This window comes from Paenibacillus sp. FSL R5-0636 (genome assembly GCF_037974255.1).
Lineage (GTDB): Bacteria > Bacillota > Bacilli > Paenibacillales > Paenibacillaceae > Paenibacillus_AQ > Paenibacillus_AQ odorifer.
Genome location: NZ_CP150232.1, coordinates 4,218,816 through 4,243,543 on the forward strand (window position 1 = coordinate 4,218,816; position 24,728 = coordinate 4,243,543).

21 protein-coding genes are annotated in these 24,728 nt (G+C 44.1%); 1 reads left to right on the forward strand and 20 read right to left on the reverse strand.

Going from position 1 to position 24,728, the window contains the following annotated elements:
- Positions 1-169 precede the first annotated feature (169 nt).
- From rny to sleB, 14 genes are all read right to left on the reverse strand, one after another.
- The gene (gene rny / locus MKX34_RS19155) at positions 170-1,711 is read right to left on the reverse strand and encodes a ribonuclease Y (protein ID WP_036689085.1); all 1,542 of its coding nucleotides are present in this window, start codon (positions 1,709-1,711) and stop codon (positions 170-172) included.
- Between the two features lie 319 nt (positions 1,712-2,030).
- Positions 2,031-2,756, reverse strand: a complete 726-nt coding sequence (locus tag MKX34_RS19160) for a RecX family transcriptional regulator (protein ID WP_051491576.1) — start codon at positions 2,754-2,756, stop codon at positions 2,031-2,033.
- Positions 2,757-2,866: 110 nt separating this feature from the next.
- On the reverse strand, positions 2,867-3,931 hold the full coding sequence (gene recA, locus MKX34_RS19165) for a recombinase RecA (RefSeq protein WP_036688391.1): 1,065 nt from the start codon (positions 3,929-3,931) through the stop codon (positions 2,867-2,869).
- Between the two features lie 300 nt (positions 3,932-4,231).
- Positions 4,232-5,518: a competence/damage-inducible protein A gene (locus MKX34_RS19170; protein ID WP_036688393.1), complete on the reverse strand. Its 1,287-nt coding sequence runs from the start codon at positions 5,516-5,518 to the stop codon at positions 4,232-4,234.
- A 108-nt stretch (positions 5,519-5,626) separates the two neighbouring features.
- Positions 5,627-6,214: a CDP-diacylglycerol--glycerol-3-phosphate 3-phosphatidyltransferase gene (gene pgsA / locus MKX34_RS19175; RefSeq protein ID WP_076106334.1), complete on the reverse strand. Its 588-nt coding sequence runs from the start codon at positions 6,212-6,214 to the stop codon at positions 5,627-5,629.
- A 155-nt stretch (positions 6,215-6,369) separates the two neighbouring features.
- A complete protein-coding gene (locus tag MKX34_RS19180; RefSeq protein WP_036688400.1) occupies positions 6,370-6,861 on the reverse strand; it encodes a YajQ family cyclic di-GMP-binding protein in 492 nt (163 codons plus the stop codon).
- A gap of 210 nt (positions 6,862-7,071) precedes the next feature.
- Complete coding sequence (locus MKX34_RS19185) at positions 7,072-7,233, reverse strand: hypothetical protein (RefSeq protein WP_169744781.1); 162 nt, start codon at positions 7,231-7,233, stop codon at positions 7,072-7,074.
- A gap of 79 nt (positions 7,234-7,312) precedes the next feature.
- Positions 7,313-8,245: a RodZ domain-containing protein gene (locus MKX34_RS19190; RefSeq protein WP_036688403.1), complete on the reverse strand. Its 933-nt coding sequence runs from the start codon at positions 8,243-8,245 to the stop codon at positions 7,313-7,315.
- Positions 8,246-8,339: 94 nt separating this feature from the next.
- Positions 8,340-9,107: a DUF3388 domain-containing protein gene (locus MKX34_RS19195; RefSeq protein ID WP_036688406.1), complete on the reverse strand. Its 768-nt coding sequence runs from the start codon at positions 9,105-9,107 to the stop codon at positions 8,340-8,342.
- 177 nt (positions 9,108-9,284) lie between these two features.
- On the reverse strand, positions 9,285-9,548 hold the full coding sequence (locus tag MKX34_RS19200) for a DUF3243 domain-containing protein (RefSeq protein ID WP_036688409.1): 264 nt from the start codon (positions 9,546-9,548) through the stop codon (positions 9,285-9,287).
- 137 nt (positions 9,549-9,685) lie between these two features.
- Complete coding sequence (fabG, locus tag MKX34_RS19205) at positions 9,686-10,453, reverse strand: 3-oxoacyl-ACP reductase FabG (protein ID WP_036688412.1); 768 nt, start codon at positions 10,451-10,453, stop codon at positions 9,686-9,688.
- Entirely contained in the window at positions 10,454-11,734 is a 1,281-nt protein-coding gene (locus tag MKX34_RS19210) for a pitrilysin family protein (protein WP_038571902.1), read from the reverse strand. It lies immediately after the preceding gene.
- A gap of 2 nt (positions 11,735-11,736) precedes the next feature.
- Positions 11,737-12,975: a pitrilysin family protein gene (locus MKX34_RS19215; protein WP_244886521.1), complete on the reverse strand. Its 1,239-nt coding sequence runs from the start codon at positions 12,973-12,975 to the stop codon at positions 11,737-11,739.
- A gap of 176 nt (positions 12,976-13,151) precedes the next feature.
- Positions 13,152-14,018, reverse strand: a complete 867-nt coding sequence (gene sleB / locus MKX34_RS19220; RefSeq protein ID WP_036688421.1) for a spore cortex-lytic enzyme — start codon at positions 14,016-14,018, stop codon at positions 13,152-13,154.
- Between the two features lie 172 nt (positions 14,019-14,190).
- Between sleB and MKX34_RS19225 the strand changes: the two genes are divergently transcribed.
- Positions 14,191-16,155, forward strand: a complete 1,965-nt coding sequence (locus MKX34_RS19225) for an ABC transporter substrate-binding protein (protein WP_076106336.1) — start codon at positions 14,191-14,193, stop codon at positions 16,153-16,155.
- 90 nt (positions 16,156-16,245) lie between these two features.
- On the opposite strand, the gene MKX34_RS19230 is transcribed toward MKX34_RS19225, so the two are convergent.
- The 6 genes from MKX34_RS19230 to dapG form a co-directional block, all read right to left on the reverse strand.
- Positions 16,246-18,906 (reverse strand): DNA translocase FtsK, encoded by a 2,661-nt coding sequence (locus tag MKX34_RS19230; RefSeq protein WP_038571908.1) that lies wholly within the window; start codon positions 18,904-18,906, stop codon positions 16,246-16,248.
- A 78-nt stretch (positions 18,907-18,984) separates the two neighbouring features.
- Positions 18,985-19,197: a YlzJ-like family protein gene (locus MKX34_RS19235; RefSeq protein ID WP_038571911.1), complete on the reverse strand. Its 213-nt coding sequence runs from the start codon at positions 19,195-19,197 to the stop codon at positions 18,985-18,987.
- Positions 19,194-19,961, reverse strand: a complete 768-nt coding sequence (locus MKX34_RS19240; RefSeq protein WP_038571914.1) for an ATP-dependent Clp protease proteolytic subunit — start codon at positions 19,959-19,961, stop codon at positions 19,194-19,196. The genes MKX34_RS19235 and MKX34_RS19240 overlap by 4 nt, the downstream gene beginning before the upstream one ends.
- 213 nt (positions 19,962-20,174) lie before the next feature.
- Complete coding sequence (locus tag MKX34_RS19245; protein ID WP_036688436.1) at positions 20,175-21,854, reverse strand: ribonuclease J; 1,680 nt, start codon at positions 21,852-21,854, stop codon at positions 20,175-20,177.
- 508 nt (positions 21,855-22,362) lie between these two features.
- Complete coding sequence (dapA, locus tag MKX34_RS19250) at positions 22,363-23,238, reverse strand: 4-hydroxy-tetrahydrodipicolinate synthase (RefSeq protein ID WP_036688439.1); 876 nt, start codon at positions 23,236-23,238, stop codon at positions 22,363-22,365.
- 16 nt (positions 23,239-23,254) lie between these two features.
- On the reverse strand, positions 23,255-24,478 hold the full coding sequence (dapG, locus tag MKX34_RS19255) for an aspartate kinase (protein WP_076106337.1): 1,224 nt from the start codon (positions 24,476-24,478) through the stop codon (positions 23,255-23,257).
- Positions 24,479-24,728 lie beyond the last annotated feature (250 nt).

Consider the following 24,728-nt stretch of genomic DNA (forward strand, 5'->3'; position numbering starts at 1 on the left):
GTCTTCATATTTAAAAGAAAAAAGGCCCCGCTTAGGGGCCAATTTTCATCAAATATAAGAAAGTATAAGTTATATCTTATCCTTTAACCTTATATTCCTAGCAGAAACATGTACCAGGAAACGATCATAAATATCGTTATTTCCGAAGCGTATGTTATCTACTTATTGCCTATTTAGCGTATTCAACAGCCCGTGTCTCACGAATAACGGTAACCTTGATATGTCCTGGATAATCCAGTTCACTTTCAATCATCTTCGTAATATCGCGAGCAAGACGGAATGCCTCTGCATCGTCAATCTTCTCTGGCTGTACCATCACGCGCACTTCACGGCCCGCTTGAATAGCAAATGATTTCTCAACGCCTTCGAATGACTCTGAGATTTCTTCCAGTTTCTCTAGACGTTTAATATACGTTTCCAGTGTTTCACGGCGAGCACCAGGTCTAGCAGCCGACAATGCGTCAGCGGCGCCAACCAACATAGCAATAACCGAGGTAGCTTCGCAGTCTCCATGATGAGATGCGATACTGTTGATAACAACCGGATGTTCCTTATATTTCTTCGCTAGTTCAACGCCGATCTCAACGTGCGAACCTTCCACTTCATGATCCAGCGCTTTGCCGATATCATGAAGTAATCCTGCACGTTTTGCAAGCACGATGTCTTCCCCAAGCTCACCGGCCATCAGTCCTGTTAAATAAGCAACCTCCATGGAGTGCTTCAATACATTTTGACCATAGCTTGTACGGAATTTCAGACGCCCCAGAATCTTGATCAAATCTGGATGCAAACCGTGAACGCCCACTTCGAAAGTAGCTTGCTCACCATATTCCCGAATCCGTTCGTCCACTTCTTTGCGGGATTTCTCCACCATCTCTTCAATACGAGCGGGGTGAATACGTCCATCAGCCACCAATTTCTCAAGTGCCGTACGGGCCACTTCACGGCGGATTGGATCAAATCCCGACAAAATAACTGCTTCCGGCGTATCATCAATAATGAGGTCGATACCTGTAAGAGTTTCCAACGCACGAATATTACGGCCTTCACGACCGATAATCCGACCCTTCATCTCTTCATTCGGCAACGTAACAACTGAAACCGTTGTTTCCGCCACGTGATCAGCTGCACAGCGTTGGATAGCGAGTGTAATGATTTCACGGGATTTCTTATCCGCTTCTTCTTTCGCCTGCTGTTCAATTTCTTTGATCATTTGTGCCGTTTCATGGCGAACTTCTTGCTCAACATTGCTAAGAATGATACTTCTTGCATCTTCGATGCTTAAATTGGAGATACGTTCCAATTCAGTGACTTGGTTTTTGTAAATAACATCAATTTGCTGTTGGGTTTCATCAATTCGTTTCTCTTTGTTAGCTACTTGTTCTTCTTTTCTTTCAAGCGATTCCATTTTTTTATCCAGAGATTCTTCCTTTTGCAGCAAACGTCTCTCTTGCCGTTGGATTTCATTCCGACGTTCACGAGTTTCTTTCTCAGCTTCAGTACGGATTCTATGGACTTCGTCCTTAGCTTCCAATACTGTTTCTTTCTTCAGCGCCTCAGCGTCCTTCTTCGCATTCTCAACGATGACAACGGCTTCTCTTTCTGCGCTTTGGATTTTAGCTTCTGCAAGGGATTTACGAATAAAATAACCGAACCCAAAGAATATTGCAGCTACAACGAGAACGATAATGACCCAGATCCATGATTCCAGCATCTGTTCACCTCCTCGTTGGTTCCTCTCCAAGGTATATCCCTGGGAATTGTGCAGTTGTTTAACTATCCGTTCATCACCATACAAAAAACCGGTAAACAACCGATTGCCATACTGCACATGCTGCACATGCACACTGCCCGCCTTATCCGGCGATTACATTTCATATGAGTTGTACGTGAACCGTTTAAAACAGTCTCCTTTTTGGGAAGGAAAAAGGATTCTAATTTTATGCCGATTCATGTTATATTTTATTATTTATAAAAAGACATTGTCAAGAGAGTCGATATACGCATTAATGTCAAGAGAATCAGTGATTCTAGTAAAACTCCTCATCTTCACCTTCATAATTGTCTTCCGCAAGTAAAGTATTGATCACTTGGCGAACCATATCGCCCGAGAATCCACGGCGCATAAGGAAGGCTCCAGTCTTTCTTCGCTTATCTGAAGCGTCTCCACGGATGAGATTCCATTTCTTGCGCCCTGTTTCGAGTGCACTCTCCAGCTCTTGTTCAGGAGTAATATTCTCCAAAGCTTCCGATATAAGGGTTTTGTCAATCCCCTTCTCACGTAGCTCTTGTCGAATCCACATCTTCCCTTTCCGCTGGTTCGCTATTCGTTGCTCCGCCCATTGCTTAGCATATAAAGGGTCATCAAGAAATCTTTCCTGCTGCAGCCGCTGCACCACTTCCGCAATAATAGTCTCTCCTATTTCCTTCTGGCGTAAACGGCGAGTCATTTCCATAGCGGTGCGTGGTTTACGTTCAAGATAACGGAGGCCTTCCACATAAGCTCGTTGACGCTCATCAGCTACAACAATTTCTTCCAAATCAGCCTTCATAAAAGAATTACCAGTAATCATTCGATATTTAATCATGACGTCCTCGTGCACAGTCATGTTATATGCTCCGAAATGTATGATATAACGGTGGTCAGATTTCTTTTGACGTTCTACTTTAGTGATCTCTAAGAGTTCTCCTTCAGGAAAATCAGATAACACCTGCTCATCTTGTTCTTCTGCTTCAAAATCCAGTTGTATTACCATAGTTGTTTGTCACCTCATAGCAATAGATCAGTTATCGTCTTACTTTCAATACTTGTTAAGAAAAGACACCCTGCAACAATCAATCACAGGGCGTCCTATTGTTTAATATACTATTCGATTTCGAGGAGCAATTTTTCTTCTTCCTCTTGCTCTGCAACAATCTCATCATTATTCGGCGCAGCAACAATAGTGGATAAATTACTTGCTTCACGGATCTTATTCTCAATAATAAGGGCAATATCCTGATGTTCCTTCAAAAACTGCTTAGCATTCTCACGACCTTGGCCGAGACGCTCGCCTTCGTAGGAATACCATGCACCACTCTTATTCACGATATCCATTTCAGTACCGATATCTACAAGACTTCCCTCTTTGGAAATCCCTTCACCATACATGATATCAACATCAGCCTGTTTAAATGGAGGGGCTACTTTATTCTTCACAATCTTGATCTTAGTACGGTTACCAACCACATCGTTCCCCATCTTGATGCTCTCTACGCGACGTACATCTAAACGTACAGAGGAGTAGAATTTCAATGCACGACCACCCGGAGTTGTCTCAGGGTTACCGAACATAACACCGATCTTCTCACGAAGCTGGTTGATAAAGATAGCAATCGTATTCGATTTGCTAATGGCACCAGAAAGCTTACGAAGTGCTTGAGACATCAAGCGAGCTTGCAGTCCGACGTGGGAATCACCCATATCGCCTTCAATTTCAGCCTTAGGTACCAAAGCAGCAACGGAGTCAACGACAATAATGTCAACGGCTCCACTACGAACAAGTGCTTCGGCGATTTCCAGCGCTTGTTCACCCGTATCTGGCTGAGAAAGCAGCAATTCATCGATATTTACGCCCAAGTTACGTGCATATTTCGGATCAAGCGCATGCTCGGCATCGATAAAAGCAGCTTGTCCGCCTTGTCTTTGCACTTCTGCAATAGCATGAAGAGCAACTGTTGTTTTACCTGAAGATTCCGGTCCGTATACTTCAATAATACGTCCCTTTGGAAGTCCGCCTATACCTAATGCAATATCAAGTGCCAAAGATCCGCTAGGTACAACTTCCACTTGCATATGCGTGGATTCTCCCAGTTTCATTACCGAACCTTTACCAAATTGTTTTTCTATTTGACGAAGCGCCATATCAAGCGCTGCACGACGATCTGACAATCAGACCACTTCCTTCACTGTTTATAGTAATATAATAACGTGTTTTTAAGGTCTTGCCAAGCTTTTTTTCGAACATACATTCGTTTTTTTTGTCTTGGGCGTTATTTATCCCTTTTATTGTAAGCCTCCCTCCGGAGATAGAAGTTAATTAAATTCTCCACTTCACCGGACATCAACGACTTATGATCATGAGAAAGCATCGTGATCAAAATCTCTGCAAATATACAAAAAACCGCAGCAAAGAAATCTCAGTGCCACGGTTCTTCCGTATGTGTTTATTATAACTGGGCTAATCTCCCATTACAAGTCTGAACCCTCAAGAGGTGTCTCCACCTTGCGTTCCTCAAGTCTCCGCCAGAGACGATACAGCAAAGCCTTAACTGTTCGTAAGCGGATATTTTCCCGCGTACCTTTAAGATTAAGCTCATAAACCTCTGTCTTACGTCCCCGTTCAGCCAAGCCGATAAATACAAGTCCAACAGGCTTTCGTTCAGAATAACCCGGTCCAGCTACACCTGTAACAGATAAGCCGAAATCGCTGTCTGCAATCATTCTCACTTGGTCAGCCAACACCTCGGCAACTTCTCGGCTTACGGCTCCAGGGGCATTGGGTCCCTCCAAATAAGCACTTGGCACATTCAGCAGCTTTTTCTTTAAGTCATTTGAATAGCAGACGATTCCGCCGGCAAACATCGAAGCACTGCCTGGAATATTTGTTATACTCTCCATCAGCAAACCTCCGGTGCAGCTCTCTGCCGCACTTAAGGTCAGGCCGGCATCCGCCATCCAATCCACTATCAATTGCTCTAGCGGCACATCAATGTTCGCATACAAATGTTCCGGCAAAATCTCCTTGATTTGTTGTTCCAGTATCTCCAGCTTTTTTGTAGCTTCATGCTCAGAAGGGGCCTTTGTCGAAATACGAACAGTTACCTCTCCCTCTTTGGCATACGGAGCAATCGTTGGATCAGTCTGACTGCGAATCAGCTCAATGAGCTTGTCCTCCAGCAGTGATTCTCCGATGCCGGCAAATTTGAGCATTTTTGAATAAAGCGGTGTTTCGTTCGTCAAGGCGTGCTGCTGTAGCCACGGTACTGCTTTATCTACGAACATCGGTTTCATCTCACGAGGTGGACCTGGAAGCACAATATAATATTTCTTCTCATGCTCAAAAGCAATCCCAACCGCAAGACCGATTTCATTCGGCAACGGTGTAGTTCCTTCAATTATAAGTGCCTGTTTGCGGTTATTTTCGGTCATAACGATCTTACGATCATCAAAGAAACGTTGTACATGATCCATCGCCAAACGATCAATATGGAGCGTTCTACCTAGCGATGCAGCCAGTGCGTCTTTAGTCAGATCATCCTCAGTGGGGCCAATTCCGCCTGTAAAGATAATAACGTCGGCCCGACTCTGAGCGATCTCGATGGCTTGCTGCAGGCGGCTGCTGTTATCACCGACAACAGTTTGAAAGTATACATCGATCCCTATGGCAGCTAGCTCTATAGACAAAAACTGGGCATTACTATTCACGATTTGACCGAGCAAAAGCTCTGTCCCTACTGCAATAATCTCCGCTTTCATACCTGGCTTTCGCCTCCTAGTTATAATGTAGGTACACTGCTTTTAGATTTCAAAAAAGGTAATAGGTGCTTCACCTATTACCCTTCCTTGTATGTCCAGCTTACATTCTTACGCATTATGCAGCTGTAGCAGATCCTTATTCTTCACAAAATAATCAATTCCAGAATAAATAGTGATCAGCGCTGCGGCCCAAATAGCAATATCGTCTACAGGAATACTGACAAATTGAAATGGGAAATTATTCAACAACAGCAGTGAGATCGCAACAATTTGTACAACCGTCTTTATCTTGCCCCATTTGCTGGCGGCAACCACTTTTCCCTCTAGCAATGCAATCTGGCGAAGTCCGGTGACTGCAAACTCACGACTGATGATTACAATAGCAATCCATGAATCGCATCTGCCCAGCTCCACAAGTGAAATCAGAACTGCAGATACCAGCAGTTTGTCCGCAAGTGGATCAAGGAGTTTACCGAGATTGGTGACCATATTATATTTCCTAGCAATGTAGCCGTCTATTCCATCTGTGCTGGCCGCAAGCAAAAAGATTACAGCTGATACCAAATGATTAACAGATAGCTGAAACGAGCCCCAATGTATCGGTTCTGGATAAAAACTGAAATCCACCAGTAAAAAAAACATCATAATCGGGATCAGGCAAATACGAGCTAGCGTGATGCGGTTGGGCAAATTCACTGAAGTTTTCCTCCCCTAAATCGTTCATACAAATTGCCTAAATCAGGCTAATCCATTTCTACTTAAGCAAGTATATTATAGCAATAAATAGGTGTCAAAAAAACAGAAAGCACCCCGCGTTGTTAGTGCTAATAAGCACTGCGGGGCACAAAATTCTATTTCATGTTCATGAATTGTAAATCCAGTGGTAAATCAGCTTTACGCAAGATCTGAATAATCTGCTGCAAATCGTCGCGGCTCTTACCAGTCACACGAATTTGATCCCCTTGGATCTGGCTCTTCACCTTTAATTTTGAATCACGGATCAGAATATTAATCTTTTTCGCATTCTCCTGATCAATGCCTTGCTTAAGCCCTAAACGTTGACGCACAGATCCCAGGGAAGCCGGTTCTACTTTACCGAAGTCCAGATTCTTTAGGGTAATGCCTCTTTTCACCATCTTTGATTGTAAAATATCAATAACAGCGTTTAGCTTATATTCGTCTTCAGAGGCGATTATAAGTGCGTCTTTCTCCATCTTCAGACTGCTTTTGCTGTTCTTAAAATCAAAGCGGTTGTCGATCTCTTTCTCTGTTTGGTGAATAGCATTCGTTAACTCCTGCATATCCATTTTGGATACAATATCAAATGAACATTCTGAACTCATTAAACTCCACGTCCTTTATACAATTAGTCTGCTACTATTATAAGAGAATGGTACTATTAAGTCTAATTTTGGATAAATCATTATGTAGCTCACCCGACATAGAAAACAGCCCCACTAAGTGGAGCTTTTCCTTCGAGTGAGTTTGGTTCAAAGGGTAGAAACACGTCTCCACCGGAAGTACGCCGTTGGAGACGTTCATTTCTACAGCTTCTATCTGCTTCGGACCGGATTACGAAACATATCCAGAATTCCTAGCACAATATGTGCAATACCGAATCCGAGAATTCCGTATCCCCAAGCACCTGGTGTCAAATAGTATCCGATGAGACTGACAACAACCCCAAGGCCAGCTACAATCCAGCTAACTGTCATAAGATGTACACCTCACTTTGGCTAAAACTGAAAACAGTCTTATGTTCTCCCTAAAGCCAAAGTCTATACATCCTATTTGTTATTCGCCTGTCCCTTCACTTTGGGTACCTTCACTTCCAGAACCGTCGTCAAGATTAAGCAGGAGACGTGAAGAAGTCTTCTCATCCGTGATTACTTGACCATTTACGGTAATCTCAGTTGCTGGGGAATACCCAGACTTAATATACATGCCCTCACTACCAAGAACGAAGCTCATAGTTTCTCCTGCAGCTGTATTTCCGAAGGAGAGTTTTTCACCTTTAGAGTTCTCGCCTTTGTAAACTTCAAGCCAGCTTACTCCGGATGCAACAATCTCAACCTTAACTTCGCTTCCGGCAGGAGCTGTGACCTTAAATTTCGTTGTTTTGCCTGACTTCCCATCTGGTGTAACCGTGATAGATTGAGGAGTCGGCGTTGGCGTCGGTGTTGGCGTAGGCTCCGTAGTTGGCTCTGTAGTTGCTTCAGCACCTGCCGAGGAAGTAGGCGCTACAACACCGCCTCCTGATGCGGGTGGAGAAGTTTGTGCTGTATTAGGATCCTGCACATTATTGGTGATATTTGTTTGATCAACTTGATCAGGGTCTGCTTTGTTTAAACTAGAAGCATAAATGTAAATCACTACAATAATCAATATAGGGAATGTCCACATTAGCACCGTTGGCAGCCATTTTGCATTCCGTTCGGTTTCGGGTCTACGGCTGCGCTTTTGAATCACCGTCTCCATGGTCGTGTCTGCGGGTGGTGCAGGTACGTTCCCATGCTCCTCGAGCAGTTCGTCAGGACTCATGCCTACTGCTTCTGCATACGTTTTGATAAACGCCCTCACATAAAAACTTCCTGGAAGCACCTTGTAGTCTCCAGACTCGATGGCTTCCAAATACTTTTTGCGAATTTTTGTTACTTCCTGGACATCGTCAAGACTCATCCCTTTTTGCAGACGTGCCTCTTTCAATTGCCGGCCCAGTTCCGACATACCATCACCTCCTGTAAGTTCTATGAATGTAAACTTCCTTAACCAGCTTTATAAAAAAAACATGCTCGGAAGTGTATTCTTCATTGTTTGTGTTCTATAAATCATCACTGTAGCTCGTCGTAAAGGACTCGTACAAGATTTCTTCAGTTGGATTATTCCGCAGCTCAATAATAATATCAAAGTCATCATAACTGTACTCAGATTCGCGTACGAAAATATCTGGATGCTCTATAACCTTTGTGCTTGGCATGCTCATAACATTTTGTAATAAATTATAATGTTTCTCATTAGAGCGGATCGTACTAACTATACCATCAATAATAAATACATTATGTGGGTTCATCTCATCTTCAGCCAATTGACTCCGCACCGTCTGCCGCAACAGTGTGGACGAGACAAATGTCCATCGTTTCATAGCACAGACACTGCCAGCTATAATGGATTCCGTCTTTCCTACACGGGGCATACCACGCAGTCCTATAACCTGATTCCCATCTTTTTTAAACAGCTCACCGAGAAAATCAACCAATAGACCTAACTCATCGCGGGTGAATCGAAACGTCTTCCGATCATCTGAATCCCGTTCAATATATCGCCCATGGCGCACAGCCAGCTTGTCCACGAGCCTAGGAGACCGCAGAGCTGAAACTGTAATATTATCAACTTTTTTGAGCATTTCGCCCATCAGCATAATTTTCTCATCATCATTGGTCTCCAGCAACATTCCGCGAGTTTTTCCTTCAACTCCATTAATCGTCAGAATGTTAACTTCCAGCATCCCTAACATTGAAGCGATATCACCAAGCAGACCGGGTCTGTTCTTGTGAATCTTGTATTCCATATACCACTGTTTATATTCCACTTGTACACCTCATAGATTCCTTTTCCCTACCCTTTGCCAATACAGCAAAAAAAGCTGCCCCGGCAAAGCGGTCTTTTACACGGGTCATGTTAATGATATATAAAATAAAAATGAAAGGCAAGGTCAGTCCTGTAATAATTGCAGAAAAGCTCCCACAGGGGGAGCTTTTCCGCAAGCTTAGGCGTTGTCTTTCGCCAACTTGACCATGAGTTTAGCAATCGTTTGCTTTTCTTCATCGTTGCCGACATCCCATAGCTCTTTGATCGCACGGTTTTGAGTGTTTGCTGGATCCACTTTTTCATCAAGGAATTCCCCGATTTCAAAAGCCAGCTTTGAGATTGTGTCTTGACTCATCCCAAGTTTCTCTGCCTGTACAACCCGTTTACCTAGGAATTTCTTCCAGGTGTCAAAATTTTTGATTACGCTATCGTCTTGTGTCATCTTAAATCCTCCTTCATGTTTACGGTCGAACACCTGCATACAGGCTGTAAGCCGCCTTACGAGAGATTAAAAAACAACACTTATAATATGTCTCAGACGATAGCTTCTTATGCTGGAGCTTTTCTCCAAGTTAAGCATTACGTAATCCAGCCACCGTTAGGGCTAATGATCTGCCCAGTAATATACCCGGATTCTGGCAGTGCCAAAAAGTAAATCAATGAGGAGATTTCGTTCGGAGTAGCCAAACGTCCCGCCGGAATCTCATCCTCCAGCATCCGGACCTCATCCTCCTGTAGGTTAGACAACATATTCGTATTAACCGCTCCTGGAGCTACCGCGTTCACAGTTACGCCAGAAGGTGCTAATTCTTTGGCTAACGCCTTAGTAAAAGCATTTACTCCGCCTTTACTGGCTGAATAAGCGACCTCACAAGAGGCTCCCGATATTCCCCACACGGAAGAAACGTTGATGATTCGGCCATAACGCTGGGATACCATGTACGGCATAAAAATCTGGCTGCACATAAAGGTACCTTTCAAGTTAATGGCCATAATATCGTCCCATTCCTCTTCGCTCACATCAGCGAGCATCCCGTAATGAGATTTACCGGCATTGTTAACAAGGATATCCGGCTGCATTCCATTGCTTTCAAGCTTCTCCGCCATTCGTACAATCTGACTGCGATCCTTCATATCCGCATTTACAGTCATTACCTTTGCTCCAAGGGCCATACAACGCCGAGCGACATCATTAGCAGCTTCATGTGAGTGCTTGTAGTGTATAACAATATTCATGCCCACAGAGGCAAACCGTTCTGCAATGGCGCCACCGATTCCCCCGCTGCCCCCTGTCACCAGAACTGTCATTTCTCCTAATGGTTTGTTGCTCTCTCCCAAAAGCGCCATTTAAGGACTCACCACTAGTGAAACAGCGAGCTGCTCCCAATTTACATGGGCATGTAAACGCTCATTCACTTCAGCTAAAGTAATCGATTCGTAAATAGGCAGAACTTCAAACAGGTCACCACCGCGGAATTGGTAACGTGTAAATTCATGTGCGATACTTTCAGGGGAGTTCAGCATGCGCAAATATCCGCCTATTTTCTTTTTCCGTGCCCGCTCGAAATCCTTCTCAGCAAAGCCAGACTTTAAGATCTGATCCACTTCTTCTTTTATTCGTTTTAGAAGCAAATCAGGGTCCTTGGTATCTCCACCCATAGCTGAAAAAGCATATTGTTCTGAACTATTAAATTCATGGCCAAAGCTGTCTGAGATCAGTTCTTCATCATAGAGCTTTTGGTACAACGCTGTGCTGCTGCCAACCAGCAAATCAAGCATAAGCTTAGTGGCCAGATCACGCTTAAGCGCAGCTTCACCTGTAAGACCATCAACTTTTTCCTTAAATCCAAACATAATCTTAGGCATCGAAACGGCGAGTTTACTTTCCAAGCGCTTCGTAGCGACTTGTTCCGGCTCCTCTTCAAAAATACGCTTAATCTCACCTTGTTTACCATAAGATTTCCCCTGCTGATTGCTGCGAATCAAGGAGAATACCTTCTCCGGATCCACACCACCCACTACGAACAACAGCATATTGCTGGGATGATAAAAAGAATTGTAACAAGTGTACAGTGTTTCTTTCGTAATCGTACTAATCGACTCTATAGTTCCGGCAATATCAATCCGAACCGGATGTTTCGAATACATCGCCTCAATAAGGCCAAAGTACACACGCCAGTCTGGATTATCTGCATACATATTGATTTCTTGACCAATGATCCCTTTTTCCTTTTCTACATTCTCATCCGTAAAATAAGGTCGTTGCACAAAATCAACGAGTGTACTAAGGTTGGTCTCTATGTTTTCTGTTGCCGAGAAAAGATAAACCGTCTGATCGAAACTTGTAAAAGCGTTAGCTGAAGCTCCATTTGAGGCAAAAGTGGCAAAAATATCGCCTTCTGGCTCTTCAAACATTTTGTGCTCCAAAAAGTGAGCTATACCATCAGGAACAGTGGTCTCTTCTCCACCTGCGACATGAAAATGGTTATCTACAGAACCGTATTTAGTTGCAAATGTGGCGTAAGTTTTTTTGAATGTTGGTTTTGGCAATACATAAACCTGAAGCCCATTATCCATCACCTCATGATAAAGGGTCTCTTGAAGTCTGTCGTATTGAATCTGTTCCATCTCTATTCCTCCTTCCCTGTCAAGAAATAAATCGTATCCAGCTGAAAGGTCTCCGCTGCGGCTTTTACTTCCCCTGCACCGATTTGTTCCACCTCTTCTAGCAGCTGATCCGCTGTCCGTTCTTTTCCTGACAACTGGCGGTTGAAGTCGTAAGAGATCATCTCAAAAGCAGAATCCGGAATCTCGGAAAGCTGATTGCGGATCATGGCTTTGGTCTGGCTTAACTCCAGATCACTGATGTTGCCAGCTTTCATCTCTTCCAGTTGTTTCTCTATAATTTCAACAGCTTTGTTGTAATTTTGCGTTTCGATGCCTGATTGTATCGTTCCAATCCCCTTGTGACCGTCATAGCGTGAAGAAGCATAATATGCAAGACTGGCCTTCTCCCGTACATTGACGAAGAGTTTGGAGTGTGGATACCCTCCTAATATTCCGTTGTACATAAGTGCGGACGCATATGTATCGTCCTTATACGTAATTGATGTGCGCAGACCCATGTTCAACTTGCCCTGACTGACATCCAGCTTCTCCTCTACCGTCCTTACCTCGCTGACGGATACTGGGACAAACTTGGAACTATATAAGCCCACCTCCGACTGAATGCGTCCGAAGTGATGCTTTACAAGCTTTTCAACTTCCTCAGTAGTCGTATCTCCCACTACATAGAGATCCAAAATAGCTCCATCCAGCCATGAATTATAGGATTCGTACAAACTTTTTGGGGTAATCCGGTCCAAATCCGCTCTTTGACCCAGTGGATGAAGACGATAGGGCTCGTTACGGCACATTTCTTCGATACAGCGCTCCGCTGCATAACGAATCTTATCATTTACGATAGATTCCAGCTTCTTGCGCACTGTTTCACGCTCTGTTGCAACATAGGAAGGACGGAAGCTTCCATCCTCCACCAATGGACGGGTCAGGACTTCTCCTAGAAAAGCAAAGGATTGTTCAAGCAAGCTCTCCTGACTCTGCACGAAGGAGTCATTAATGGTGTCCATGCGAAACTGAACAATCTGATAATCGCCTCTTTTATAAATATCAAAACCAAATCCAGCGCCATACAGCTCCTCCAAACGCTCGCGGAATTGAGTAGTCTCTGGATAAGAAGCGGTACCTCTGCGGAGCACAAATGGAGCAAGTGCTGTAGGGGTGACCATATCCTCATTAAGTGGGACGCCGGCATAAAGTGAGATGGCGTAGGTCTTGAACGCCTTGGTAGGCATCACGTGAATACGCATACCTGCAACGTTGCCATGCTGAAATACATTATTAGTCAAGTCCAAAACTCCTTTACCGCGTGGATAGTTGCTCATTAACATGTTTATGAATTAATAACCATTCTAAACCATTCCAAAGTAAGGAAGCAACCGGATGCCTCTTCCCGGTTGCTCTCTGGATTTACTTCTTTACTTATCTACATACAGAAAATATGCTGGCCGATAGTCTTGACCTGTGGACGAGTCCAAATCCATTTGGAGGTCGCCGTTTTAGGGTTGAAATAATACAAACATCCACCCGAAGGGTCCCAGCCATTCAGCGCTTGCTGCACTGCTTTTCGTGCCTGCTCATTTGGCTCCAAATAAATCTGCCCGTCAGCTACAGCTGTAAAAGCTCCCGGCTGAAAAATAACGCCAGACGGTGTATTAGGAAAGCTCGGAGATTTTACCCGGTTCAAGATTACTGCAGCAACAGCAACTTGACCTTCGAAAGGTTCACCTCTTGATTCACCATAGACGGCATTAGCCATAATTTTGAGATCATTTTCTGATAATCCCATCGTATTCCCTGAAGACAGAGACGCTGAATCCGAATTATTGGTTGTATTTGTTTTGTTACCGGTGTTGTTGTTTGCTGTATTATTTCCGGTTGCTGAAGCCGACTCTGTCGGCTTCCAGTTCTTAGTTGCGTTATACAATTTCAACTTAGTCTTAGCGCCTACGATGCCATCAGACTTCATTCCAAACTTCCATTGAAACCACGTTACTGAATTTTTCGTTTTCGGACCAAACTGACTGTCTATTTTCCCTTCATAAAAGCCCAGATGTTTTAAACGTCCTTGCAACTCATAAACATCCTGACCAGAAGAACCTAGTTTAATCGGAGTCGTGCTGAAGGCAGGCAAGGCCTCTTCTTCAGGATGATTTAGTTCATGGACAAATGACGCAGCAGCACTTTGCTTGGTCTGTACTATGCCATTACCCTGGAGCAACATTCCTGCAAACGGTGCGGCAGCAAGTGCAAGGGTTAAAGAAGCAAAGATCCACAACTTATGTTTCTTCATAGGGGTTCGCTCTACCTTTCTTTTGTGAGTTCTGCATGAATGGCTAAAGTTATTATGACGACTGTCAGGACATCCTATGCATTACTAAAAAAGAAGTAATAGCATTTCATTGTAATTGAGAATGATTATCAACTATAATCGAAATAAGAAAACGTTGGAGTTGATATTAATCATGAATTTAAAGGACCACATGTTATTGTGGAACCACGCATTAATAGAAATTATTGATATACGCCATACTTTTCAACGATCAGGTGATCTGAATTCACATTATCAGCTGCCCTCAAGTGCATTCTTGTTGATCATAAACGGCAAGGCCGAAATACTAATTGACGAGGTCCCGCACGAGATCAGCAACTTTCATATCCTTCATGGTGGAAAAGGAATGAACATTCAATTTTTACGCATGGATGAACTACTGGAGTATTACTTAATTTTATATAAAGCAAACCTTTCACTCGCCTCACGCAACAATCTAAAAGCAATCATGGAACACAATAATCCCTTTAATCTCCAATATGGATTTACGCCTACTAGTCCACTGCCCTTATTTGATAAGATGGAGAACATGTTTATTGATTGGAGCAAAACAGGGATTTTGGATCGGCTGTATGTCAAAACACTTTTTTATCAATGGATTTATGAGATGCTTAGGCAGCTGCATACGCTGGAAACACAGTTAATTCAACCTGATCCGCTAGATCAAGCAATTCGCTATATGCAGACTTATTATAAGGAAACCTTCTCTCTTGAAAAATTAGCTAAAGCGGTAAACAGCAGCCCTAGAACATTATCCAGATTATTCAGAACACAGCTGCAGACTAGCCCTGCTCAGTACTTAATCAACATCCGCATGGAAAAATCGAAAATATTGCTCCTGAACACAGAGGCTAGCTTGCATGACATCGCAATTGCAGTAGGTTATCCTGATGGCTATTATCTAGGAAAAATGTTTAAAAAATATTACGGAATCTCCCCTGTCCGATACAAAAATAAAGTTATCACCCACTCCAGTTGGCGTGATATGCCATCTCAAGGTGCACAAATTGACATTGCCCGAACACAACCTCTCCGTTATATTGATTATGATAATCATTATCAATATAACGGAGAAGGGGAATTACCAATGTTTAGAAATGCCAAACCATCATTACTGCTCACCCTGTTATTATGCTTTACCATAGTGTTAAGCGCTTGTTCCACGGGAACCACAAATTCAAATGCATCAAGCAATGGGAAACCCACCCCCTCAGCAGAAACAAGTACAGGGGCAAATACAGACAAAGCTGCTGTCGAAGCACAAACCCGGATAATTTCCACAGTTAAAGGAGACATTGCCGTTCCCACTAGTCCACAAAGAGTTGTAGTTCTTTATTTGCTCGGTGATGTACTGGCTCTCGGCATTAAACCTATAGGTGTATCCGATGTATCCGAGGGTGCAGCATTTGAAGATGAGCTAAAAGATGTGCAAAAGCTTGGCACCTGGTTTGAGGCTAGCCCTGAAGCAATCCTTGCTCTTAATCCCGATCTTATCATTGTGCCGTCAGAGGAAACTTATGAAGCCCTTCACCAAATTGCGCCAACAGTCTTAGTTCCGTATGAAAAAATGTCAACAGAAGAACGGGTGTCCTTTATTGGACAAGTCGTAGGCAAAGAAGATCAAGCAAAAGAATTATTTACTGATTTCCATAAAAAAGTTGAGGTCAGCAAACAAAAGCTGCAAGAAGCTGGTATTCTTGATCACACAATATCCATCATGGAAGGTGGAAAAGACAACAGCATGGCTGTTGTGGCGAGCAAACAATTCGGACGTGGTTCACAAATCATTTATGAATATTTAGGCATGAAGGCGCCGGACATCATTCAACAGAAAATAGATACGGCGACTGGTGCGGATGGGGAATCCGTATCCTTTGAAGTCCTTGGCAAATACAGTGGTGACTATATCTTCCGCTCCTCTTATGATGGTATGGCTGATCTGACCCAAAACCCAATTTGGAACAATATCCCTGCCGTGAAAGAAGGCCGTTTGATGGAGATCGATTTTGGCTTAGGTTATTACAGTGATATCTATTCTCTAAATGTGCAACTGGATTATATTGTTGAAGCTTTGCTTGCTGCGCCAAGAGTCAAATAAGTACTCAAGATACAAAAAAAGAGATGGTCCACTTCATAAAGTGGCCATCTCTTTTACTGTCTATTGAAGGTTTCGACGGGCTTCTCCAGCTTAGGAGCTGATCTTGTTATGCTGATATTGCTCAAGTGACATCAGCACCTCACGCGGCTTACTGCCCTCATAAGGACCGATGACCCCACGAGCCTCCATAGAGTCAATCAACCGGGCTGCACGGGTATAACCGACCCGCATACGACGCTGCAGCAGCGACACTGAAGCCTGCTTAGCCTCTAGTACAATTTGTACGGCTTGCTCGTATAATTCATCCTGTGGCTCCTGATCCTCAGTGATTGTATCATCCACTTCAGGAACGATGGACTCATCGTATTCGGCTTCACCTTGACTGCTGACATATTGAACAATAGTCTCTACTTCTTGGTCACTCATAAAAGCTCCCTGTACACGAATAGGCTTAGATGCGCCCATTGGTAAGAACAACATATCACCTCGGCCTAACAACTTCTCTGCACCGGGCATATCCAGAATGGTACGTGAATCCACATTGGACGATACGCCAAAAGCGATCCGGGATGGAATATTAGCTTTAATTAAACCTGTGATGACATCTACTGAAGGACGTTGTGTAGCGATAATTAGATGAATCCCTGCCGCCCGCGCCATTTGTGCAAGTCGGCAAATCGCATCCTCAACATCATTGGCTGCAACCATCATCAAATCCGCAAGCTCGTCCACAATAACAACGATATACGGTAGAATAGCCGCTGGATTCTCAGCCATTAGCTTATTATAACCTTCCATATTCCGTGTTCCCGATTTGGAGAATAGCTCATAACGCTTCTCCATTTCGACTACGATCTTCTTCAAGGCTAGGCTTGCCCGCTTTGGATCTGTGACAACCGGAGCCAAAAGATGGGGAATTCCGTTATACACATTCAGCTCGACCATCTTAGGATCGACCATGAGGAATTTGACCTCATCAGGTTTAGCTTTGTATAAGATGCTTGTTATAATCCCGTTGATACAGACTGATTTACCGGAGCCAGTTGCACCGGCCACCAATAAATGGGGCATCTTAGCCAGATTGCCGATAATGGTCTGGCCGGAAATATCACGGCCAAAAGCAATCGATAATCTGGATTCAGCCTCCTGAAAAATCTGTGTTTCCATAACTTCGCGCATGGTAACAATAGACACTTCAGAGTTCGGAACTTCTATCCCGATCGCAGATTTACCCGGAATCGGTGCTTCCATCCGAATGTCTTTGGCTGCAAGTGCAAGGGCAATGTCATCCGTCAGATTTACAATACGGCTAACCTTAACCCCAATATCCGGTTGTATCTCATATCTTGTAACAGCTGGGCCTCTTACTACCTCCAGCACTTTAGCTCGTACCCCAAAGCTTTCAAGTGTTGCTTCTAATTTACGGGCTGTCTGCATATAATCATTCTGATCTCCAGCTTTGCCACCATTGTTAGGTTTGGCTAAAAGACGGAACGATGGCAGCTTATATGGCTTCGGTGGCGGTGGTGCTGGAGGAGCGGGAATAATCTCTCCATCTGGAGAAGCACCTAGCAGGCCTTCCAAGTCAATACTTACATTCTCCTCAGACTCATCCGTAGGCTGCTGCTTAACGGCATTAGCTCCGGCTACAGCAGGTTTAGCTGCTTCACCACGAGCTGCGGGTGAGAATTCACTCCACTCTTCCCGATCTTCTTCGTTTAAACCTTCTGAACGGATATGTTCAAAGAAATCTCGAATAATAGGCGTCACAGGTTCAATATCCAGATCCGCATCGTCAAAATCATGATCGATATCCTCTAATGGAATTACACGGCTATCTGGTGTTAATCCCGAAATAATCGGACCGCTCGAAGCACTTGTCACAATTGGACCCTGATCGTCATCCTCAGGATCTGCTTCCACCTGTGAACGCGTGGAACCTGAGAACCAGCCAGATATTTTTTTCAAAAGGACAGGTTGTTTGCGATTAGGCAGATACCGATCGTCTTCGTCTTCTTCATCCTCGTCATCATAGACAGGCTGCTTCACCTGCCGAGCTTTAGCTGGAGCAGCGGCTCTAGATGGTCTCGCCGCTACTGGGACCGCCTTCGGGCGATTTGCAGCATGGAGACGAATCCCCTCCACAAACTTAACCGAGCGCACTCGCAAAAGCGTAAAAATCTCCACATATGACAAGTTGGTAATTAGCATAAAGCTGATCGCCAGCATGACGATCATAAGCAGCTTAGCGCCCAGACTGCCAAAAAGCCATAACAGCGCTGCATACTCCAACCCGCCGATGTAACCTCCGCTTATATCCTTACCCAGCATATAGACATTGCTGTCGTTCGAGCCAGGTGAAAGTGATCCCGAAAGATCATTATGTATTTGTGTCATTACATTGCCAGGATGTAACAAAGACAACGGGCCAAGCTTCTGCTCCATTGCAGATATTGTGCTCATAAGGCACATAGACAACAGAAGCAGAAGCACGCCAGTATGCCTGCTGTTCCACGAGGAAGGCCATCTTCGATGGATCATAACCATAAGTCCATAAAAAATGCCGACAAGCGGCAACACAAAATAAAATCTCCCTAATAAGTAACCCGCCATACTTGAAAGTGAGCGCCCTACGGCTGCTTCACCAGACAGTGCAATGACGGAAATAGTTATTAATAAAATTCCATATATTTCATATTTTAAAACGCTGCCGAGCAGCGCTTTTTTCTTCTTCTTTTTTCGTTTAGCCACGCCAGCCACCCCCGGAACAACATTATACCATATAATGGCGTGGCGTACCTATGTTCTCTTTTGTCAGAAATTGAATCTTTATGTTATTGTAATTATCGAACCTGGAGAGAACGCCGGATCTAGATAACGGTTCAGTGGACAATCCAATAATCTCACGATCCGCGCACGCCCTTCCTCCATCGGTTCAACCTGCATCAGCATGCCCTGCACACTCACTTCTCGGGTTGTTGCATAATTGTTAAATGCCCCCTCCCACACCTGTTCCATTGCAACTACTGTGTACAGTGTCATTGCGTAATCCCTCCTGGAGTCGATGCAGAGAAATCCCCGCCAATCATTCGGTTGAGATGCGCTAGAGCCGCTCCGATCCCGCCGACCTCATCCATAAGGCCATATTTAACGGCATCCAAGCCCCCCACAGCCGTCCCGATATCACGATTGAGCTCACCTGTCTTAAACATGAGATCACGGAACTGTTCTTCAGAAATACGCGAATGGGAAGTCACAAATTTAACGACACGTTCCTGCATTTTCTCCATATACTCGAACGTTTGCGGCACTCCGATCACTAAACCATTCATACGAATCGGATGAATCGTCATCGTTGCACTTTCGGCAATGATCGAATAAGTGGAGGAAACTGCAATCGGCACCCCGATACTATGCCCGCCTCCAATGACCACGGTTACCGTTGGCTTGGAGAGGGATGCAATCATTTCCGCAATTGCTAATCCCGCTTCTACATCTCCACCTACCGTATTTAAAATGATAAGCAGACCTTTGATGTTTTTATTCTGCTCAGCAGCCACCAGCTGTGGAATGATATGCTCATACTTTGTTGTTTTGTTCTGTGGAGGCATTACAATATGTCCTTCAATCTGACCAATAATCGTTAAGCAAAAAATATCAGGCTCTCCACTTGGGATTACCGTTTGTCCAAGCTCCTTAATCGCTCCCATTGCAGTGGGCGGCATATTTTCATTAGGATTCGGATTAGTTTCTCCTGGGATAACTTCCTCATTTTTTGCTCCATTTGATCCTTCGATGTAGTTCATCTTCGCAGCTCTCCCTTGTCATATGCAGCTCTAGTCTGCTGTTGCCTTACTAACAATCCTTAGTATGACATTTCAGGGTGCTGCCTTATGCAATTTTCAGCTTATGAAGTAATTATGACATGCAAAAACCCCTTCTCCCAAGGAAACCGTCCAATATTTCCGGGGAAAAGGGGCTCAGCCCTAGCTATATATTCATTGAAGGAGAAACTCTCCTTACACTTCCATGATAATTGGCAAAATCATCGGTCTGCGGCGCGTTTGTTCATATAAGAAACGGCCCAGCGAATCTTTTACGCTTGTTTTAAGGGAAGCCCACTCATTTACTTTTTCACTCATCAGGCGTTGCAATGTACTGGATACAATTCGGTTAGCTTCGTCGAGCAGTCCTTCGGACTCCCGAACATAAACGAAACCACGTGAAATGATGTCAGGTCCAGAAACAATGGCACCATTCTGTTTGCTAAGTGTAACCACGACAACCAAGATACCGTCTTGAGACAGCAGCTTACGGTCACGCAATACAATGTTACCCACATCGCCTACACCTAGTCCGTCAATCAATACGTTACCAGCCGTTACTTTACCAGCTTTACGAGCGGCACCGCCTTGGATCTCAACAATTTCACCGATTTCAGTGATGAAAATGTTCTGTGGATCTACGCCAACGGATTCTGCCAGCAAAGCATGTTTGCGTTGCATGCGGAATTCACCGTGGATCGGAATGAAGAATTTCGGCTTCATGAGGTTGAGCATAAGCTTAAGTTCTTCTTGGCTACCGTGACCGGATACGTGAACGCCGGAGTTGGAACCGCTGTAAATCACATCAGCGCCAAGACGGAACAATTCATCGATGGTACGGCCTACATATTTCTCATTACCTGGTACAGGTGTTGCCGCAATAATAACGGTATCACCTGGCAGGATATCTACTTTACGATGACTGGAACGCGCCATACGTGTCAATGCAGACATTGGCTCGCCTTGGCTGCCTGTGCAAAGAACAACGACACGATTAGCTGCCATTCTATTCATTTCTTCTGGTTCGATCAGCATACCGTCAGGTACGTTCAGATACCCAAGCTCAGAAGCGATGGATACAACGTTAACCATACTACGGCCAATTACTGTAATCTTACGACCCGTGGATTCTGCTGCATTAACCACTTGCTGAATACGGTGCACATTGGAAGCAAAAGTTGCTACAACGACACGTTGCTCAGCTTTGCGGAAAATATCTTCCAGCACAATACCGACATTCTTCTCAGAAGGGGTAAAGCCTGGTTTCTCAGCATTCGTACTATCCGACAAAAGAGCAAGCACGCCCTTTTGGCCAATCTCTGCCATCCGATGCAGATTTGCAAATTGACCGTTGACTGGGGTGTGGTCAAATTTGAAATCGCCCGTATGAACAACATTTCCTTCCGGAGTCTCAATGCATACACCCACGGAATCAGGAATGCTGTGATTGGTTCTAAAGAAAGTTACCTTAAGTGAGTTCCCCAATTGAATTTCTGAATCTTCGTTGATCAGAATCCGTTTGGTGTCACCCAGCAGGTTCGCTTCCTTCAATTTGTTCTCTACAAGGCCTAAAGTTAATCTTGTTCCATAGACTGGAACATTCAAATTCTTCAGGACATAAGGCAGACCACCGATGTGATCCTCGTGTCCGTGAGTAAGCACAATACCTCTTACCTTGTCACGGTTCTCTGTCAAATACGAGATATCAGGAATTACGATGTCAATACCGAGCATATCCTCTTCAGGAAACTTGAGTCCCGAATCCACGACTACAATGTCAGCTCCGTATTGAATAACATACATGTTTTTCCCGATTTCTCCGACTCCGCCCAATGCGAAAATCGTCAATTTATCGTTGTTGTTTTTTTTGGACAAATGAATCTAACCCTCCTATGATGTTGGACGTCATACTTTTATTGGTAAATATCGAACTTCGATTATTTCAGCGGCGCTGAACACATTCTTCAAACAGCTAATAACTTCCAATCAACAAGGAAATTCCTGAAATCTGTAAAATGCGCAATGCGAAAGCTCCCGATTCCGGGCAGTAAAGTTCATATTGAAGCGGACAAACGCCGTCAAAATTCACCGTCGCGCCCCTCGCGCGAAGACATGTCATTTATTTAAACAGACTCATCTTGGGACCTATCCTGTCTCACAATGTATTACATTGACGGAAGATTACCGCATATTTAATTTTAACCGCACCCAGTCACTTAAGATCATTATACATGATTTTTTTGGCAAAAGACAAGTCATCCGCCTCGTATCCAAATTCTTTCCTTAAATTCGTCTCAATATTTCAGAAAAAAAATATAAATGCAAAAACCGGCTCCCCCAATAGAGTAGCCGGTTTAGAACGTTCATCATCAATGATTAATTCTTAGTGAAATAGTCCTTCAATAAAAGCCGCTTCCGCTTCCGTTGGCGAAATAAGTGGCAATCTGACTCCGCCCACAGGGATCCCCTTGAGTCCTAAAGCATATTTTACTGCTGATGGATTGGGCAGCGGTTGTGGGCATTCAAACATTCCTTTAAAAATCGGGAACAGCTGGCGATGAATCTCTCCAGCAAGCTGAACATTGCCGGAGGTATAAGCGTAAATCATTTCTGACATCTGCGCACCAACCACATGGCTAGATACACTTATAATTCCGTATCCACCAACAGCCAGACTGGCAAGACCCGAGGCATCATCACCTGTATATACACGGAAATCATCTGAACAAGCAGAGGCAATAAGTGTTACCTGATCCACAGACGCGCATTCTTTCGTAGCAATGATGTTCGGAATCTCAGCAAGTCGCAGGGTAGTGGCCACGCTCATACTTACACCTGTTCGACCTGGAACATTATATAGAATCACTGGTAATGAAGTCTCTGAAGCAATCGTGGAAAAATGCTGATAAAGACCTTCCTGATTCGGTTTATTATAATAAGGAACGACCAAAAGCACTCCATCTACACCTATTTTCTCTGCTTCCTTCGTCAGATGAATGGAATGTTTCGTGTTATTGCTGCCAGTTCCAGCAATAACTTTACAACGTCCATTCGCCTTTTCCAGCACAAAAGAAAACAGCTGCAGCTTTTCCTCATCGCTTAACGTAGGCGATTCCCCTGTCGTTCCGCAGACAACCAAAGCCTCTGATTTCTGTACCTCAATTAAATAATCGACAAGCTGTGAAGTTACATCCCAGTTGATTTCTCCATCCCCATCAAAAGGGGTTACCATGGCTGTTATTAATCTTCCGAAATCCACTTTGAATTCCTCCCTGTCAGCGGTGCAATTCAAACATAGCATGCAGCGAACGCAAGGACTGCACCATATCTTCTTTTTTCACAAGCACCCATATCGTTGTATTCGAATCCGCGGATTGTAGAATTTGAATGTTTTGCGAGCTAAGCGCCTCAACGATGCGCGCCATAATACCAGGCACACCGTTAATTCCGCCCCCGATAACAGAAACTTTGGCACAACCCGATAAACTCTTAGGTCGCAAACCCAGCTGTTGCAGAGCAGAAATAGCCTTCTCTGATTTGTCATCAAAAACCGTATAAAGAGCTTCCGTAGGTGTTACATTAATAAAATCAACGCTTATCCCGTTATCTGCCATACTCTTAAAGATTTGCAATTGCACTCCGGTTCCGTTACCGTCCGGGCATTCTACAGAAATCTGTGTAACATTGCTGACATAAGCAATCCCTGTAACGAATCGATCCACAATACCCCCTGCTTGGATATCGTTAAATCCTTCTGGATTCGTAACCAGCGTACCTTCAGCTTCTGAAAAGGTTGAACGAACACGAACTGGAATCTGTGCCTGCATAGCAATCTCAACCGCACGTGGATGAATGACTTTTGCTCCCTGATGAGCCATATTGCAAATTTCAGTATAACTAACGTAAGTTAATGGCTTAGCATCTTCAACGATCCGTGGATCAGCTGTAAGTATCCCGTTAACATCCGTATAAATATCCACCATATCAGCATGAAGAGCAGCACCCAGTGCTGTAGCAGAGGTATCACTACCGCCACGGCCTAAAGTTGTTAAATCACCCGCTTCAGTCTGGCCCTGGAACCCGGTAACAATAACCACTTTATCCTCACGCAGCTCACGGAGAATGCGTTCCGGACGTACATCCAGAATTCTGGCATTGCCATAGTTGCTGTCTGTCAGAAATCCTGCCTGAGCTCCCGTTAATACTGTAGAAGCGATACCTTCATTCTCCAACAGCCCACATAGAGTAGTAGCTGAAATAATTTCACCGCAGCACATCAGGAGATCTTTTTCCCGGTCAGGAAGTGCATCTCCGTTCTGCACGGCCCATTCCAGCAAAGTGTCTGTTGCGTAAGGCTCTCCGCGACGGCCCATGGCCGATACAACAATAACAAGACTGTAGCCACTTGCCAGCTCTCTTTTGACATTGCGGATTACGTGTTCTCTAGCTTGCGGTGTGGATAGCGATGTTCCTCCGAATTTTTGTACCAGAATACCCATGTATAATTCCCCCATTATTATCAAAGCAAACACACTAATCATTCGTGAAAAGATTACGGTACGTGAGCTTATTCGTTAAGTAAGTTGTTAAATGGCTGTACCGCCCTCGAACCTGAGGACGGTAGCAATATTGCTTATATTTTTTTGATAGCAATGAACTTAGCTGTTTCCACTACGTTATCTTGGCACTTCTCATTGCTCATTTGGTGCATCTCCCCTTTTATTGTCCACAACAAAATCAGCCGAGTTC